At 60.8% G+C, this 15,902-nt stretch carries 16 protein-coding genes; 8 read left to right on the top strand and 8 right to left on the bottom strand.

Annotated elements, in window-relative coordinates; genetic code table 11:
* Window positions 1–198: 198 nt before the first annotated feature.
* Both LB556_RS25135 and LB556_RS25140 read left to right on the top strand, forming a co-directional pair.
* Window positions 199–438 carry a hypothetical protein gene (locus LB556_RS25135; protein ID WP_224570291.1) on the top strand — a complete coding sequence of 80 codons (240 nt, stop codon included), beginning with the start codon at window positions 199–201 and terminating at the stop codon, window positions 436–438.
* Window positions 435–2,975 (top strand): glycosyltransferase, encoded by a 2,541-nt coding sequence (locus LB556_RS25140; protein ID WP_224570292.1) that lies wholly within the window; start codon window positions 435–437, stop codon window positions 2,973–2,975. The genes LB556_RS25135 and LB556_RS25140 overlap by 4 nt, the downstream gene beginning before the upstream one ends.
* Before the next feature lie 213 nt (window positions 2,976–3,188).
* Here the strand turns inward: LB556_RS25140 and LB556_RS25145 are convergent, their stop codons facing one another.
* On the bottom strand, window positions 3,189–3,998 hold the full coding sequence (locus LB556_RS25145) for a glycosyltransferase family 2 protein (protein WP_224570293.1): 810 nt from the start codon (window positions 3,996–3,998) through the stop codon (window positions 3,189–3,191).
* 36 nt (window positions 3,999–4,034) lie between these two features.
* Window positions 4,035–4,886, bottom strand: coding sequence for a glycosyltransferase family 2 protein (locus LB556_RS25150; RefSeq protein WP_224570294.1), 852 nt, complete (start codon window positions 4,884–4,886; stop codon window positions 4,035–4,037).
* Between the two features lie 614 nt (window positions 4,887–5,500).
* Between LB556_RS25150 and LB556_RS25155 the strand changes: the two genes are divergently transcribed.
* A complete protein-coding gene (locus LB556_RS25155) occupies window positions 5,501–6,229 on the top strand; it encodes a hypothetical protein (protein WP_224570295.1) in 729 nt (242 codons plus the stop codon).
* Between the two features lie 384 nt (window positions 6,230–6,613).
* On the opposite strand, the gene LB556_RS25160 is transcribed toward LB556_RS25155, so the two are convergent.
* Genes LB556_RS25160 through LB556_RS25185 form a run of 6 tightly spaced genes read right to left on the bottom strand, consistent with a single transcriptional unit; the run spans window position 6,614 to window position 10,968 of the window.
* Window positions 6,614–7,873, bottom strand: a complete 1,260-nt coding sequence (locus LB556_RS25160) for an ABC transporter substrate-binding protein (RefSeq protein WP_224570296.1) — start codon at window positions 7,871–7,873, stop codon at window positions 6,614–6,616.
* Window positions 7,874–7,919: 46 nt separating this feature from the next.
* Window positions 7,920–8,342 carry a DUF4440 domain-containing protein gene (locus LB556_RS25165; protein WP_224570297.1) on the bottom strand — a complete coding sequence of 141 codons (423 nt, stop codon included), beginning with the start codon at window positions 8,340–8,342 and terminating at the stop codon, window positions 7,920–7,922.
* A gap of 5 nt (window positions 8,343–8,347) precedes the next feature.
* Window positions 8,348–9,403 (bottom strand): aldo/keto reductase, encoded by a 1,056-nt coding sequence (locus tag LB556_RS25170; RefSeq protein WP_224570298.1) that lies wholly within the window; start codon window positions 9,401–9,403, stop codon window positions 8,348–8,350.
* Complete coding sequence (locus tag LB556_RS25175; RefSeq protein ID WP_224570299.1) at window positions 9,400–9,753, bottom strand: TIGR04076 family protein; 354 nt, start codon at window positions 9,751–9,753, stop codon at window positions 9,400–9,402. The genes LB556_RS25170 and LB556_RS25175 overlap by 4 nt, the downstream gene beginning before the upstream one ends.
* A gap of 1 nt (window position 9,754) precedes the next feature.
* A complete protein-coding gene (locus LB556_RS25180; protein WP_224570300.1) occupies window positions 9,755–10,237 on the bottom strand; it encodes a DUF3830 family protein in 483 nt (160 codons plus the stop codon).
* Window positions 10,234–10,968 (bottom strand): GntR family transcriptional regulator, encoded by a 735-nt coding sequence (locus LB556_RS25185; RefSeq protein ID WP_224570301.1) that lies wholly within the window; start codon window positions 10,966–10,968, stop codon window positions 10,234–10,236. Before LB556_RS25185 ends, LB556_RS25180 begins: the two co-directional genes overlap by 4 nt.
* Window positions 10,969–11,094: 126 nt before the next feature.
* Here LB556_RS25185 and LB556_RS25190 point away from each other — a divergent pair, with 126 nt between their 5' ends.
* Genes LB556_RS25190 through LB556_RS25210 form a run of 5 tightly spaced genes read left to right on the top strand, consistent with a single transcriptional unit; the run spans window position 11,095 to window position 15,830 of the window.
* On the top strand, window positions 11,095–11,895 hold the full coding sequence (locus LB556_RS25190; protein WP_224570302.1) for an ABC transporter ATP-binding protein: 801 nt from the start codon (window positions 11,095–11,097) through the stop codon (window positions 11,893–11,895).
* Window positions 11,892–12,638, top strand: coding sequence for an ABC transporter ATP-binding protein (locus tag LB556_RS25195; protein ID WP_224570303.1), 747 nt, complete (start codon window positions 11,892–11,894; stop codon window positions 12,636–12,638). The genes LB556_RS25190 and LB556_RS25195 overlap by 4 nt, the downstream gene beginning before the upstream one ends.
* Entirely contained in the window at window positions 12,635–13,543 is a 909-nt protein-coding gene (locus LB556_RS25200; protein WP_224570304.1) for a branched-chain amino acid ABC transporter permease, read from the top strand. Before LB556_RS25195 ends, LB556_RS25200 begins: the two co-directional genes overlap by 4 nt.
* A complete protein-coding gene (locus tag LB556_RS25205) occupies window positions 13,540–14,523 on the top strand; it encodes a branched-chain amino acid ABC transporter permease (protein ID WP_224570305.1) in 984 nt (327 codons plus the stop codon). The genes LB556_RS25200 and LB556_RS25205 overlap by 4 nt, the downstream gene beginning before the upstream one ends.
* Window positions 14,520–15,830, top strand: coding sequence for an NAD(P)/FAD-dependent oxidoreductase (locus LB556_RS25210; protein ID WP_224570306.1), 1,311 nt, complete (start codon window positions 14,520–14,522; stop codon window positions 15,828–15,830). Before LB556_RS25205 ends, LB556_RS25210 begins: the two co-directional genes overlap by 4 nt.
* Window positions 15,831–15,902: the final 72 nt, after the last annotated feature.

The raw sequence follows: 15,902 nt of genomic DNA on the forward strand, positions 1-15,902 counted from the left end.
GCACGATCCGTGAGAAGGAATGATGGGACTTATGAATACAGGCTGTTCCGGTGGTCGGGCAGGCAAGGGCGGCGATATGGGGAAAATGCATGAGCGATCCAAGCCTGGCAAATCTGCATCGAGGCGGATCCCGCAAGGCGAGTCAGCCCGCGAACCGTCCCGCCACCAACTGTCGTATCGAGAGCCGATAGATCACGAATGACAAACGGCAAGCGCCTCTGCCTCAACATGATCGTCAAGAATGAGATGGCTAACCTTCAACGCTGTCTCGGGGCGGTTGTCGACCACATCGACTGCTGGGTCATCGGCGATACCGGCTCGACCGACGGGACCCAGGATTTCATCAAATCGTTCTTCGCTGCCCGCGACCTGCCTGGCGAGTTGCACGAATTCCCGTTCCACAATTTCGAACAGCGCAAAACTCAAGGACTAGCATGAGCACCATCGGCCTGTGCATGATCGTCAAGAACGAGGCGACGGTCATCCTGCAATGTCTCGCCAGCGTACTTCCGCTTGTCGATTACGTGCTCGTCGTCGACACGGGTTCCGAGGACGGTACGCAAGACCTAATCCGCGGCTTCCTCGCCGATCACAATGTTCAAGGCGCTGTCATTGACGAGCCCTGGCGGGACTTCGCATACAACCGAACCTTTGCCCTTGAGCGACTACGCGAGGTGGAGTGGGTCGACTATGCGATGATCATCGACGCGGACGATGTCCTGATCAGCGGCCACGACTTCGATCCGATCGCATTCAAGTCTCAGTTGGGACAGGATTTATATGACGTTGAGTTGTCCGGAGACGGCATTTCGTATTATCGCCCTCAGATCTGCCGGAACCGAATGGCCTTCTCCTTCAAGGGTGTGCTGCATGAATATCTCGAGGCCCCTCCCGGCCACACCACACGCCAGACTGCCAAGGGATTCAGTGTAGCATCGGGACGTAAAGGAGCGCGCAGTCAAAACCCACGAAAGTACCAGGACGATGCGGCGGTTCTGGAGAATGCGCTTGCAACCGAAACCGACCCGTTCCTGATATCGCGTTACACGTTTTATCTGGCGCAGAGCTATCGGGACTGCGGGGAACCCGAGAAGGCTTTGTCGCACTATTTGAAGCGCGCGGAACTTGGCTATTGGGATGAGGAAATTTATGTCAGCTTCCTCGAAGCCGGGAAACTGATGGCCGCCTTGGACAAGCCTGTCGACGAGGTCCTCGCCGTGTGGGAGCGGGCCAATCGGACAGTGCCGAAACGTGCGGAGGCGCTGCACGCCGCGAGCCGCTTTTGCCGGGACAAGAAGGAATTTGCCGAGGGCGTCGAACATGCGCAACGCGGTCTGAAGATTCCGTTGACCGACGGAGGGCTTTTTGTTGCGGCGTGGATTTACGAATACGGCTTGCTCGATGAACTGGCGGTCAGTGCCTATTGGAGCGGTAGGTACACGGAATGCGTGACTGCGTGCGACCGGCTGTTGAATGACGGAAAAGCGCCTGCCGACGTCCGCGAGCGGGTTCTTCAAAACAAGAATTTCGCGCTCGCCAAGCTCGGCGAGGCGTCCGCCGCGCCCGTTCCGTCGGAGGCTGAGACGTTCGCTACCCTCCTGCGCATCGCCCGGGAAAAGGAGGGGCTCGGCCGTTCCGATGACGAGGTCCTCGCCGCCTATACTGAAGCGATGGCGGTGGAGCCGGCGCGGGCCGAGGCGCTGCACGGCGCCGCACGCTACTGCCGCAACAAGGGTCTCTACCAGCGAGGATACAGGTTCGCCACGCAGGGCCTGGCGCTCGCCTACCCGGCGGGCGCGCCGTCCGTCGAGGATTGGATCTACCAATACGGGCTGCTCGACGAACTGGCGGTCAACGCCTATTGGGTCGAGAAGTACGCTGAATGCGCCGACGCCTGCGACCGTCTCCTGACCGAAGGCAAATTACCGGCTAGCGAACGGGAGCGGATCGCGAAGAACAAGCAGTTCGCGATCGACAATCTTAACGGGCCTCAACCCCAGCCAATCGCGGAGTCCGGCACCCGCGACGTGGGATGGGTTCCGCAGGTACGTTCAGCCGGCACCGAGCTCATGGTCGAAGCATTAAAAGAACGGCTGGGCGACGACCTCGACCGGATCAACCTACAGATAAACCATCCAGGACATGACACAAGCGATAAACGGCCGCGGATCGTTTGGATGCATCACGACGCCAATCAGACCTGGGTTCAGTGGTGCAAAGACAAGGCGCTTGTCGACACGGTCGACCGCTTCGTGTTCGTCTCATATTGGCAGCGAGAGCGATACCTTAACGAGTTCGGGCTCCCTCCGAAACGTTGCGTCGTCCTCAGGCACGCGCTGGATTTGAACACGGAGCTGCGACAGTGGCAGCCGGAGCCGATCTGGCGCTGCGCCTATACCAGCACACCGTTTCGCGGGCTTTCGGTGCTGCTCGACGCGTGGGACCGCCTAAATCCCAGCAACGCCGAACTCCATATCTGGTCGTCGATGAAGCTTTATCTCGGCGACGACGCGCCGTACGAGCATCTTTACGAGCGGGCGAAATCGTTGCCAGGAGTGATCTATCACGGCCTGGCGCCTAACGCCGAATTGCGAGTGACGTTGAGAAGCATGCATTTCCTCGCCTATCCCTGCATTTTTGCGGAAACGGCCTGTCTCGCCGTGATAGAGGCGATGGCTGCGGGTTGCCGCGTGATCGTGCCCTCCTTGGGCGCGTTGCCTGAAACCACGGGCGGTTACGCGCGGGTCTATCCCTCTAATCCAGAGCCAACAGATCATGCGGCGGTGTTTGCTGAAAATTTGGCGACAGAATTGGCTGCGCCGTGGGCCGGCAAACCCGAACTGTCACTGAGCCAACAAGCTCATTGCGCCGCCGTATATGACTGGCCTCGCCGGGAAGGCGAGTGGCTGCACCTGATCCGGGCTTCCGAACTGAATGGCAATGAACGTAAGCGAGACGTCGTTTACTCAGAGTGATAAAAAGCCGTGGGCTCCAAACACGAAGACGATGAACATGTGGTCGCACCCGCAGAAGCATGCAAGCGCGTTCTGGATGTTGGCGCCGGAAATATACCGCTTCAAGAAATACGCTTGAGGACCTCGACGACCCGTCCGCTTTAAATGCCGGATTATCCTTGCCTAACTACGAGGATATGTCGAAACCCATCCCCACCTTGATAGAAACTTGAATTAAAGCCAAGCTAAAGGGATATCGTGTCCCAATCTTTTGAGCATTGTATGCCTTAGTTTCCTTTGTTCATTGGTGATTGCCGGCCATCGCCGATAAATATACAAAAAGTCTGGTGCCCACTCGCCACTTGCTCGCGCCGTTTCGTTAAGATGCCCGCGATTTTCTCTATCATGATAGACAGAAACACCCACTAGAGGAACATGGGTAAATTTATGCCCTGAACGGAGTATTCCCAATAAAAAGTCCCAATCCTCATGACTTCTCAGGAGCTCGTCGAACATCTGGTTCTTTGCTACGTCTGTAGATATCGCTAGTGCGCTGTTGGGAATAAAATTATAGCACATGAGATTATCTATATCATCCATGTCTGTTTTCTTAACGGTTCGCTCTATAGTCACTGGAGGGGAAGTCGAACGTAATTCAACTATCAGTTCGTAATCAAAATAAAACACCTCACCCTTCGCCTTTTCAATTATATCGAATGCGTCAACCAAGCAGTTTGGCGTATGCGCGTCGTCATCATCAAGAAAAAGGCAAAATTTTCCCTGGGCAAGTTGCAGGCCAATATTTCGGCTTTTAGCTGGACCTGGAAGGCCGCTGCGTCGAATAAAGGTGTCTTGCTTACGCAAATTTCGTTGCGCGGCATCGAAGGTATCACGGCTGCCTTCGTCAGATATAACTAAAATCTCGCAGTCATCAAACTGCTGTCTGGTCAATGACAGAATCGCCCGTTCAAGCAAAGGGGCTCGCTCGTGGGTGCTGACTATTATAGAAAAAAAGGGAGACGGCACCGGGTTTGTTCCCCACATTTACTGGTGAAAATAAACGCTAAATGATTTATATCATCAAACCATGCATTTTTCTATAATCGACCGAAAGTCTCCATCTCTGAGGGGATCGCTGAGGTGTAACCGACTGATTGTATGCTCTGAGGGGCCGGCAGCCAAGAAAACTTCCGCCAGGTCAGCGCCCCACTTCTCGGCAAAGCGGGAGCGGTATGCTGTGTCCCGGTTGGCCGTTCCTTCTCGGCTCTCGGGGCCTCGCCAAGTCGATTTTCCCATAAAATGCAGGAGATATGATTTGACTCCATAAGCTACATCAAACCCTTGAAGAAGAGCTCTTAAACGGTAGTCCACATCTTCTCCACCACCGTTACCAAATGACTCATCGAATTTTCCCACCTTTGACAATATGGAGAAAGGAAGATAAAAGCAGTAAAATGGCATAAGGCGCTCACGGGCTAACTCGTTGTTGCCTTGGGCTATACGATTTGTGTCGGCAATCTCATTTAGGGCTTCGTAATTTTCAGAAAACTGCTCCCAGTTCATAAGATATTGCATGATCAAGGGCCCTGAATTATAGCGGGCCTGTTGGTTGCAATAGGGAAGTGTAATTTTTTGCTGTGACCGAGGGAGATAATTCAGCCAGTCTTTCGCGAATATGATGTCATTGTTCATAAATAAAACGTCTTCGCTTCTTAAGTACGCGAGATCGAGTACATAATTTACGTTCGCAGCGAAGCTTCGAGGCGCCTCATTTCTCACGACGGAGACGTTCTCCACCTTCCCGAGATGCGGTTCATTTTCGATCAATACAAACTGATCAGCAGAGCTCAGTTGGGTGGTAGAAAAGAATGAAGTCAACGCAGGTACTGTGAACGTCGCAGAATTTTTTGTGGACACCATACCAAAGATCATGCGAGCCACCTAAATCCGATAAATATCTCCCTATAGCGAGATATTACGCTAATTATCGCTTCATTGCCATTGTTGACAACCAAATTATCGATAACCGAGTGCCATTTAAGGTCGTAAGCATGCACGCTCCCAATTTCTCGATCGTCACCCCGAACCTATCGGCGCGAGAGCATGCTGTGGCTGCTGGTATCCCCGGAAGCGCTGGTTCAAGATGACTGGTAGGGCCACGTCACCGAAACACATATCTCAATGTGGAGCGTCGAGAATGTCGTGGGGCTAAGTATGCTTCATCGATTTCATGACGGAATGCATGCGTATTTGTTAATGGGCTATCAGCCAAGCCGGATGATCATAACCGGCACAAGCGAAGTAGGTTCATTCGTCTCGATCCGATGGACCTGCGGACTTAGGCGATAGCGAGAAAGAGGATTGTTAACCTGAAGCGTCGGGATTCCATCAGGGTGGTTGTTGGCGCAGCCGCCACAGGTTTCACTCTCGCCGCACTTGTGCCCCGGGACACCACGTCTATAGTCTGCGCGGCCATGTCTCCATCGGCCCGCCCACAGGCTACCCTCCTCACCGCCCCCATCGAACTCGCCGGCGATTGGGGTCACATGCTGCCACGCTCAGCAGATCTGGTCGTCGAGCGCATGCGGCATGCATGCCTGGATGGCGTCCGCCTGGTCTCGGATCGCCAGCCAACGCGACTGCGCGTCGACGAGCATACATCCGGTTCGCCAGCGGTCTGGCTGCATCCTGACGGCAGCAGCATGGCATGGATCATCGTCGACATCGGCGAACGCGACTGGTCGAAGCTCGCCTACCAGTTTGGCCACGAGTTAGGCCATGTCATGGCCAACAGCTGGCAGGCCGACGCAAAGCCAGCGCCACCCTGCCAATGGCTGGAGGAAGCCATGGTGGAGGCCTTCTCGCTGCGCGGCCTGGGACGTCTGGCGAAGGACTGGAAGCAGAACCCGCCTTTCGCCGGCGACAACGCTTTCGGCGATGCCATTGCCGGGTATCGTGCGAACATCATCAAGAACTATGCGGCGCTCGCCGACGGCCAGGGGCTCACGCGGAACGCCGCGGCATGGTTCGCCGACCATCGCAGCGAGATCGAAATACCCGGCCTCAATCCGTTCGCTCAGGCGATGTCACTGACGGTGCTCGCCGAGTACGAGGCGGCGCCGGACTGTATCGAGGCGCTGGGCGCACTCAATCGCTGGCCCGGCCGCACCGGCATACCGATTGCCGAGTATCTCGGGCGATGGGAAACGAGTTGTGGCCAATTGCGCGCTTCGCCCGGATTGCCGATCCGGCTGCGCGAATTGTTGCAAGTTTAGCAACAGACCAGGTGAATTTGGGCTTGGAGCAAACTAGGTCTGGGCTTCGTCGCTTCGGCCCGCGCCTGCTAGGGACCAAAGTACCGCCGCAGAAAACTCGATGCTCCCGGGTCTTTTCCGGTTTATATTTCAATACGCTGGACATCGAAAAAATACTGTCTGATCAGGAACATGCAACGGTACTTACTTTCCACCGGCGGGTCTCTACGCGAAAAGTACCGTCAGATTGATGTGAGGTCGATGGTAGATAAAGCGGTACCTAAATTTTTGTTTTTTCCGCGTAAAATTGCACTCAAGCACTCCAACTCACGCTACCCCCTACTCCCCTTTGCCCGGCGTCGATCCCAGCGAAAAGGGGGATCGCGCCGGGCCGGTCTCGCCTGCCTATTGCAACTTCGCCTGCAGGGCGTTTACGTCGTCGGTGGTCATTTCACCGTCGGTGGTCACCTTGCCGTCGACAATCTTCCACAGCCGGAATGGGCCGGTGATGTCGCCAAATTTATCGAAGGCGACGGGGCCGATGACGCCTTCGTAACGGATTGGCTTGCCATCCTTGATCAGACCGAGCGCCTTGGCGAACTCCTCCTTGCCGGCATAGACCGGTGTGCCGGCCGGATCGACCGCCTTGTACATGGCATCCTTGATCTTGGCCGGATCCTCGGAGCCGGCAATGGCGATGGCCAGCCCGACGATGGCACCGGCGTCGTAGGAACGGTCGGCCGCCGGGTTCGACGGTTCGATGCCGGAGAATGCCTTGTAGTTCTTGGCGAAATATTCGGTCGATGCGGTTGGGCTGGTGCCGGAAGACGTGCCATAGGCATCCTTGAGATAGTCGGCGCCGACCGACTCGATGAAATCGGGGCTGTTCATGCCATCATTGAGCAGGAATTTCTGCACGCCGCCTTGCGAAATCCAGGTGCGCGCAATGGTGGCGCCATCGACCGGCGTGCTGACCAGATAGAGCCCGTCCGGCTCTCCCCCCATCGCCGCCGTAACCTCCGAGGCATAGCTCGACTGCTTCTCGTTGTAGGGGGTGTCGGAAACGATGGTGCCGCCGAGCGCCTTATAGGCACGCGAGAATTCGGTCACCATGTTGACGCCGAAATCGTTGTTGACGTGGATGATCGACAGCTTCTTGAAGCCCCTGTCGATGGCATATTTGGCGGCAGCCACGCCCTGCAGCGCGTCCGAGGTGATGGTGCGGAAGAAGATGCCGTTGGTCTTGCCCTCGCGGCCGAGTGCGGTCAGCGTCGGTGAGGATGAAGCGGGCGACACCTGGACGATCTTGGCTGGAGCAGTGACCGAGGTCAGGATCGGGATCGAGACCGAGGAGATGATGCCGCCGATGATAACCGGCACCTTCTTGACCTGAACCAGCTGGGTTGCCGCATCGACGGCGATGTTGCCCTGGCTCTGGCTGTCGCGGGTATCGGTCACGAGATCGCAGCCACGCACGCCGCCGGCTTCGTTGATGTCGCGGAAGGCCATCTCGACCGACTTGGCGCCGGCCTGACCGTATTCGCCGGCGGGGCCGGTCAGTTCCATGACGAGGCCAACGGTGATCTTGCAGTTGGCGGCCTGTGCGGCACCTGCGATCGTCACGAGAGCAAGCGCGGTGGTGAGTTGGAGTATCGTCTTTCTCATTGTTGTTCCCCTTGAGTTACACGAACTGGTTGACGTCTGGAAAGTGTCAGTGTTCCGGCACCTGTAGCCAGGTTTCATGCAGATGCCGCCATTGGACGCCATTGGGCGCCGATGAACTGGTGGTGAAAACCGCACTCGACTGGCGGCGGCTGTGCTTGCCGCCGCGCAACTGCGCCTCGACATAGAGGACGACGATCATATCGCGGTCCTCCCAGCCGGGCTGGATGTCCTCGATCGAGATGGCGAAGCCGTCGTCGCAGGTGGCGCGGCTGGAGCGCACATGGTCAATCACGGCATCGCGGCCGAGGACCTGGCCGCCTGGTGCGATCATGGTCAAGCCTTCCCCCATGACGGACTCGAAGCGGCCAAAATCCACTGTGTCGGCCCGCTCGGCGACGAACCAGTCGACGAAGAAGCGATGCAGGTCGATGACTTCGGCGCTGGCCCGCGAAAACAGCTTACCGTCCATCGTTTTCAAACCCGGCCCGCGTTGAGATTGTAGTGCATGATCGAGCCGTGGCGGCCGTCGCGGTCACGCTCAAGCGTATAGACATCACCCTCGAGGCCGGTGCCCTGCGCGATGACGGCAGCGATCCGGGCACGGTCTCCGGCATTGAGTTCGATGTCCATGATCTTGGCATTGGCCAGTGCATGCGCCTGGTTGCGGGCGCCGACGATGACGGCCGCCACTCGCGGCTGATCGAGCACCCAGGCGCTGGCGATGGTGGCGATGTCGACGCCATGGCGGTCGCCGACAGCCTTCAGCGCCCGGAGCAGTTGCTGGAACAGCTCCCAGCCGCCGAAATCATCGATGATCAGCTTGTATTTGACCAGCGATCGGTTTTCGAGCGGTGTGGCGGGTTCGGCCACGCCGAGCCATCTGTCGCTGAGGAAGCCGCCTGCCACCGAGCCGTAGCAGAGGAAGCTGACGCCGCTTTTCTCTGCAAGTGCCGCGAGGCTGTGCGCCGGGCGCTGGTCGAGCACCGAATATTGCAGTTGCTGACTGACCAGCGGGATGCCGTCGGCCAGGATTTCGGCGAGCCGAGGCGTGTCGAAATTGGTGGTGCCGAGATTGCGAACCTTGCCCTCGCGCCGAAGCTCGTCGAGCCAGCCCATCGCCTCGACATAGCCGGCCATCGCATAATCCCACCAATGGAACTGCACGAGATCGAGCCGCTCGGTCTTCAGCCGCCGCAGCGACTGGTCTACGATGCCCCTGATATATTCGCGGCTGATGGTGGCCAGTCGTTCGAGATCTGGCACCAGCTTGGTGTGCACCTTCATTTTGGTTGCGGCATCGAGGCCGCGCTCATTGGCCAGCCGCAGACGCGCGGCGCCGATCAGTTCCTCGACGCCGGTGTAGATGTCGGCGCAATCATAGGTCCAGATGCCGGCATCGAAGGTGGCGATCAGGTCGGTTACCGCTTGGCCGCGGTCAATGGCGCCATGCCCACCGGCGAGCTGCCAGCCACCCCGAATGACGCGCGAGATGGTGTAGCCGGGGCCGAGTTCGAAGGTCTTGACACTCATCTCTCGTCATTCTCCTTCGGCAGCGGCACGGCGGTGGTTTCGGCATGACTGAACCGCCGCTTACCGGTCCTGACGATCCTCAGCCGGCTGCCGCAGTTGGGATCGGGGCAAGCGATCTCGGCGTCGGAGGTCATCCAGTCGTTCGGGTGGGTCGGACGCTGTTTTGCCGCCAGCAGCGGCAGCACGGCGGCGAGCGAGTAGATCGAAAAACCCTGCCCGGCAGGCATCGACAGCATCTCGCCCTTGAGCTCGAAGTAGTCGCCGGCCCTGGCGCCGCAGTAGATCGGCTTGCCTTCGGGGACGACCGCTTCGACGCGAAGATCGAAAAGCTCGAAACCGTCATCAGCCATCTCAGGCCTCCACCAGGCTAAAGGTGACATCGCAGGCGCCGTTGCGCCGGATGACGCCGCAGGCGGCGGCGAACTGTTCGCGCTCCTCGGCAACCACCTGCGCCGCCACGCTGCCGGCCAGCCAGCCGATCGGGAACAGGAGCCGCGCGCCCTGCCCGTAGAACAGGCCGATGTCGAAGATGGCATTGGGGTTTCCACCCCACATGCGTGGCGGGACGTAGGATAGCACGATATCGCCGGCCTGCGGCGTCAGCGTCGCGTTCTCCGCCGGCAATGGCCGGGCATAGGCCTGCCCCTCGAGATCGGCAGCGGGGACCGGACAGGAAATCTCAGGTCCCGTCCACATCGCATGGATGCCTGGGACGACGCGTGGCGTGGCGAGATACGCCGCAAGAAAGGCGGCGTTTTCCGGCGCCTTTCCAGGCAGCAGCAGTGCCGTCACGGAGAGCTTCGAGCGTGGTTCGGTGATCCGGATGGCGGTCATGCCTGATCCTTCCCAGCCGCGAATTGCAACTTGTCGCGCAGGAAGGTGAAGGGCCGGCTGATGTCGGCGGCCAGCGCTTCGCGTGCCGTCCGAGCGTCCTGCGTGGCCAGCGCCTCGACAATGCGGCGGTGATACTGTGCGGTGTCGACCTCACCGGCTTCCGAGAAGGCGTAGATGGCGACCCGGATGCAAGGGCCCGATTGCAGCCACAGGCTCTCGATCATCGGGATCAGCACCGCCGAGCCGCAGGAGCGATAGATCTCGAAGTGAAAGCTCTGGTTGAGCGTCACTTCGCGGTCGACATCCTTCTTGTGCTTCAGCGCCCGCATCTCGTCCCATTCGGCCAGAATGGTCTCGATGGTCGCGATCTGGCGCGGCCCCATGTGCGCGGCCGCAAGGGCGATCGCTTCGCCCTCGATCAGGATGCGGGCACGCAGGAGATCGTCGAGGCGATCGAGCGTGATCGGCGGCACGCGCACCGAACGGTTGGGCAACGCCTCCAGCGCCTTTTCCGTGATCAGCCGCCCGAGCGCCTCGCGCACCGGCATGGTCGAGGTGACCAGCGCATCGGCCAAACCACGGATGGTCAGCACCTGGCTCGGTTCGAACAGGCCGCCGATCAAGGCGCGGCGCAACTCGGAATAGACACGGTCCTGCACGGTCTCGCGGCCGACCGGCGCAAGCTGGGCCGCAATCGCCTCGTTGTTCTTTTCGATGGCAGCCTTTTGCATGGAATTCCGTTCTTGGCCGGTTTTCGGCTTGCGGAGGAAATTAAAGCCGAATAGCGTGATCAAAGCAAGTGTGATCACAAATCAAAATCAGGAGACGGCGGCGATCGTCTTCGGCCAGAGGGTTTGATGAGCGAGGCAGCCAGACGGCAAGGGTGGGAAACCCGTGCGCCGGCCCTGACGGCAAGGAACGTCGTCAGGCGGTTCGGCGGCCTTGTCGCCGTCAACGACGTCTCGTTCGACGTCAACGCCGGAGAAATCCTTGGCCTGATCGGACCGAACGGCGCCGGCAAGACGACCATGTTCGACCTGCTCGCCGGCAGCATCCTGCCCACCAGCGGCGAGATTCTTCTTAACGGCGTGCGGGTCTCCGGCGAGGCCTCCCATCTGCGCATCGGCCGCGGCCTTGGCCGCACCTTCCAGATTCCGCGCCCGCTGCCCAATCTGACGCTGATCGAAAACATCATGCTTGCGGCACAGGGCCAGGCCGGCGAAAAGCTGCTTGCCAATTTCGTCACGCCATGGCGGGTGGCAACACAGGAAAGAGCCGCCCGGACAAAGGCGCTCGAACTGCTGGAACTCGTCACCCTCACCCATCTCGCCCATGAGCCGGCGCGCGTGCTGTCCGGCGGCCAGCGCAAGCTGCTCGAACTCGCCCGCGTGATGATGGCGGACCCGGCGATCATCCTGCTCGACGAACCCGCGGCCGGCGTCAACGCGACGCTGCTCGAAGTCATCATCGACCGCATCCGCGACATCAACGCGCGCGGCATCACCTTCCTGCTGATCGAGCACAACATCGACATGGTGACGCGGCTCTGCCATCGCGTCCTCGTCATGGCGAGCGGCCAGTTGCTGAGCGAAGGCACAGCGGAGGAGGTCGCCCGCGATCCGCGCGTCATCGAGGCCTATCTCGGAGGCACCGCATGAATGAGACCGTCCTCGACGTCCGCAATCTCGAAGCTGGTTATGAGCCTGGCGTGCCGATCGTGCGCGGTGCCTCGATCACGGTCGGACAAGGCGAGATCGTCGTCGTCCTCGGTCCCAACGGCGCCGGCAAGTCGAGCTTCATCAAGGCGATCGCCGGCCTTGTCCCGATCTCCGGCGGCACGGTGTTGCTGGACGGCAAGGACATCACCGCAGCACCTGCCCACACCATGGTGCGGCTTGGCCTCGCCTTCGTGCCGCAGACCGAAAACATTTTTCCGCTGATGTCGGTGGAGGACAATCTCAGGGTTGCCTGCGGCATCCTTGAGCGGCGCGAAATCCCCGGTCGCATCGAGGAGATGTATGCCGCCTTCCCCGACCTCGTCCGCCAGCGCCGTACCGCAGCCGGCAATCTGTCGGGAGGCCAGCGGCAGATGCTTGCCGTCGCACGGGCGCTGATCGTCCACCCCAAGGTGCTGGTACTCGACGAGCCGTCGGCCGGCCTGTCGCCAAAGTTCGTCTCGATGGTGTTCGAGATGCTGACCGGCATCCGCAAGTCCGGCGTCACAATCCTGCTGGTCGAGCAGAACGCCAAGGCAGCGCTTGCCATCGGTGACCGTGCCTATGTGCTGGTCGAAGGCAAGGACCGGCACGAGGGCATCGCCTCCGAACTTTGGAACGACCCGATCGTCGCCGAACTCTACCTCGGTCAGCGCCCCCAGCATCAGAAGGGAGGCATGGCATGAGCCTGCAATTCATCGTCGACGGATTGCTGACGGGCTCGATGATCGGCCTCGGCGCCATCGGCGTGACGCTCACCTATTCGATCCTGCGCTTCTCGAACTTCGCGCATGGCGACTTCATGGCCTGGGGCACCTATGCGACGTTGGCCGTCGTCAGCGCCATCGGCGCGATAGTCGGCAAGGTGGCCCCGATCGCGCCGCTGTCGTTCGGTTGGCCGCTTCTTGTTGCCCTGGTCGTCGGCATGGCGTTCACCGCACTGCTGGCGCTGCTGCTCGACAAGGTGCTGTTTTCGCGGCTGCGTTCACAGGGTCAAGCGATCATCGTGGTGATGGCGAGTTTCGGCGCCTCGATGGCGCTGAGAAGTCTGCTCGAATTCACCTTCACCTCGCGGCCGACCTATTTCAGCCGGGCCATCCAGATCGCCATGCCGGTCGGCTTCGGCATCCGCGTCACGCCCGACCAGATCGCCCTGTTGCTGCTGACCGCCATACTCGTGCTCGGCGTGCATCTGTTGATGACGCGTACGCAGACCGGCCGCTCCATGCAGGCGCTGAGCCAGAACGCGGCGTTGGCGCGCATCGTCGGCATCGATGTTGCCCGCGTGGTGCGGGTGACGTGGATCATCGGCGGGGCGCTTGCCTGCGTCGCCGGCGTGATGATCGGCATTCTGGTGCAGATTCGGCCCTTCATGGGTTTCGACATGCTGCTGCCAATGTTCGCCGCCGCTATTCTCGGCGGTATCGGCAGCATCCCGGGCGCGGTGCTCGGCGGCCTGATCATCGGCTTCGCCGAAGCCGGTGCGGTGCAGTTGATCGGCGCCGAATGGCGTGCCGCTGTCTCCTTCATCATCCTGATGGCGGTGCTGTTCGTGCGGCCGATCGGCCTTTTCGGCGTGAGGGAACGATGATCGATCTTGTCGGCTATGGCGCCTTCTTCCTGACAACCGCGCTGATCTTCTCGCTGGTCACGCTGGGGCTCAATCTGCAATGGGGACTGACCGGCCTGTTCAATGTCGGCCTCGCTGGCTTCGTCGCCATCGGTGCCTACACCTCGGCGCTGCTGACCACGCCGGACGACCCTGCAAGGCTGGGCGGCTTCGGCCTGCCGATCCTCATCGGCTGGGCGGGTGCCATGGTGGTTGGCGGCATTGCCGCGGCACTTACCGGCATGGCCACCCTGCGCCTGCGATCCGACTATCTGGCGATCACCACTTTCGGCGTGGCCGTCGTCGTGCAACTGGTCGCGCTTAACGCACAAAAGCTGACCGGCGGACCGTTCGGCATCGGTTTCATCCCCCGCCCCTTCGGCAGCCTCGCGGAGACGCCGCTGCTGTTCAATCTGTCGAACCTTGCCGTTGTTAGCGCCGTGGCGCTGATCGCCTATCTCGCCCTGGAGCATCTGTCGCGCAGCCCTTGGGGCCGCGTACTGAAGGCGCTACGGGAGGACGAACGCGCGGCGATCTCGCTCGGCAAGAGCGCGCGCTTCTACCGCGTGCAGGCCTTTGGGGTCGGTGGCGCCATCATGGCGCTGGCCGGCGCATTGCAGGCGCATTTCACCGGCTTTATCGCGCCGGACAATTATCTGCCGATCCTGACCTTCCAGGTCTGGGTGATGCTGATTGTCGGCGGCTCGGGCAGCAATCTCGGCGCCGTCGTCGGCAGCATTCTCGTCTGGGCGATCTGGGCCGGATCAGGCACGCTGACCAGCGTGCTGTTCGCGCCCGAGCAGCAGGCCCGCGCCGCCTCGCTGCAGATCGTCGCGATCGGCGTCATGCTCTGCGTCATTCTGCTGATCCGGCCGAATGGATTGTTCGGCGACATACCGCGGCGACCACGCCTGGGCAAGCGGGCGAAGGCGGCCGCGGCCAAGAGCAGTTCCGGATCATGAACGCAGGGGTCCGGCAAGAGGCGCATGGCGCTTCGCTGTGGCACGCCGTCAGCCGCAACCGTCGCGACCGGCCGGCGCTGCAAGGGGGCTTGGATGTCGACCTGGCCATCGTCGGCGGCGGCTTTGTCGGCCTTTCAACGGCACTGCACGCAGCTGGGAGAGGATTGTCGGTCGCCGTCCTCGAAGCCGAAATCATCGCCTGGGGCGCGACCGGCCGGAACGCCGGTTTCGTCGTGCCGAACTTCGCCAAGATGGACCCGGACAGCATCCTTGCACATCTCGGCCCCGAGCGCGGCGAACGTCTGATCGATTTTGCCGCTGGCAGCGCCGACCTCGTATTCGACCTGATCCGGCGGCACGGCATCGATTGCAACGCCGTGCAGAACGGATGGATCCAGCCGGCGCATTCGTCCGCCGCCTTCGAGAAGGTCAAATCGCGAGCCGGGCAATGGGCGCGGCGCGGCCGGCCGGCTGTCATGCTGGATCGGCAGGAGGTCGAGGCTCTGACGGGCGCGCGCGGCTATGTCGGCGGCTGGATGGACCGTTCGGCCGGTGTACTCAATCCGGTAGCCTACGCGCGCGGTTTGGCCGACGCGGCGGAGAAGGCCGGCGCACGCATCTTCGAACAGACGCGCGTGACATCGATCGATCGCGCAGCCGATGGCTGGTCGCTGAAAACGCCCTCGGGTGCGGTGCGTGCGGCCAAGGTGCTGCTCGCCACCAACGCCTATGGCGGACCGCTCCACCCGACGCTGCGGCGAACTTATATCCCGCTGAAAATCTTCCAGATCGCGACCGCGCCGCTGCCGCGCGACATCCGCAGCCGCCTCCTGCCCGGCGGGCAAGGCGTCGGCGACACCAGACGCAATCTTTTCACCTTCCGCTTCGACGCCGACAACCGGCTGATCAGCGGCGGAATGCATATTTTCGAGCCCGGCGCTGATGCGCGGGTGCCGCAAGCGATCCGGCGGCGCCTTGCCCGGCATCTCGACCTGACCGACCTGCCGCCGCTTGCCTTTAGCTGGTCGGGGATAGCAGCCGTTGATCCAGATTTCCTGCCGCGCCTCATCCACCTCGGGGCAGGCTTGATCGCCGGCTTTGCCTGCAATGGGCGCGGCATCGCTATGACCACGGCGATGGGCAAGGTGCTGGCGGACTGGGCAAGCGGGGCGAATGCCCGAGACTTGCCGCTGCCCTTCGGTCCGCCGTCGCCGATCCCGATGCACAGTGTGGTCCGCTATGCGCCGAACATGCTGCTCCCCTGGAGCATGCTGCGCGACCGGCTCGACCATGCAAGCAAAGGTTAGTTCAGTAGCGGGCTGGGGAGAGTGCTGCCGCCGTTCGAAGCGCGGCAACTTCCGGCAGCGCTCTGCCCCACT

This window comes from Mesorhizobium sp. ES1-4 (assembly GCF_020164745.1).
GTDB lineage: Bacteria > Pseudomonadota > Alphaproteobacteria > Rhizobiales > Rhizobiaceae > Mesorhizobium.

What these genes read in the sequence shown, in the direction of transcription:
- LB556_RS25180 (WP_224570300.1), bottom strand. Translation starts at nt 10,237, where the DNA reads ATGACCGCCATCCGGATCACCGAACCACGCTCGAAGCTCTCCGTGACG.
- LB556_RS25190 (WP_224570302.1), top strand. Translation starts at nt 11,095, where the DNA reads ATGAGCGAGGCAGCCAGACGGCAAGGGTGGGAAACCCGTGCGCCGGCC.
- LB556_RS25135 (WP_224570291.1), top strand. Translation starts at nt 199, where the DNA reads ATGACAAACGGCAAGCGCCTCTGCCTCAACATGATCGTCAAGAATGAG.
- LB556_RS25195 (WP_224570303.1), top strand. Translation starts at nt 11,892, where the DNA reads ATGAATGAGACCGTCCTCGACGTCCGCAATCTCGAAGCTGGTTATGAG.
- LB556_RS25165 (WP_224570297.1), bottom strand. Translation starts at nt 8,342, where the DNA reads ATGGACGGTAAGCTGTTTTCGCGGGCCAGCGCCGAAGTCATCGACCTG.
- LB556_RS25160 (WP_224570296.1), bottom strand. Translation starts at nt 7,873, where the DNA reads ATGAGAAAGACGATACTCCAACTCACCACCGCGCTTGCTCTCGTGACG.
- LB556_RS25210 (WP_224570306.1), top strand. Translation starts at nt 14,520, where the DNA reads ATGAACGCAGGGGTCCGGCAAGAGGCGCATGGCGCTTCGCTGTGGCAC.
- LB556_RS25140 (WP_224570292.1), top strand. Translation starts at nt 435, where the DNA reads ATGAGCACCATCGGCCTGTGCATGATCGTCAAGAACGAGGCGACGGTC.
- LB556_RS25155 (WP_224570295.1), top strand. Translation starts at nt 5,501, where the DNA reads ATGCTGCCACGCTCAGCAGATCTGGTCGTCGAGCGCATGCGGCATGCA.
- LB556_RS25205 (WP_224570305.1), top strand. Translation starts at nt 13,540, where the DNA reads ATGATCGATCTTGTCGGCTATGGCGCCTTCTTCCTGACAACCGCGCTG.
- LB556_RS25170 (WP_224570298.1), bottom strand. Translation starts at nt 9,403, where the DNA reads ATGAGTGTCAAGACCTTCGAACTCGGCCCCGGCTACACCATCTCGCGC.
- LB556_RS25200 (WP_224570304.1), top strand. Translation starts at nt 12,635, where the DNA reads ATGAGCCTGCAATTCATCGTCGACGGATTGCTGACGGGCTCGATGATC.
- LB556_RS25145 (WP_224570293.1), bottom strand. Translation starts at nt 3,998, where the DNA reads ATGTGGGGAACAAACCCGGTGCCGTCTCCCTTTTTTTCTATAATAGTC.
- LB556_RS25185 (WP_224570301.1), bottom strand. Translation starts at nt 10,968, where the DNA reads ATGCAAAAGGCTGCCATCGAAAAGAACAACGAGGCGATTGCGGCCCAG.
- LB556_RS25150 (WP_224570294.1), bottom strand. Translation starts at nt 4,886, where the DNA reads ATGATCTTTGGTATGGTGTCCACAAAAAATTCTGCGACGTTCACAGTA.
- LB556_RS25175 (WP_224570299.1), bottom strand. Translation starts at nt 9,753, where the DNA reads ATGGCTGATGACGGTTTCGAGCTTTTCGATCTTCGCGTCGAAGCGGTC.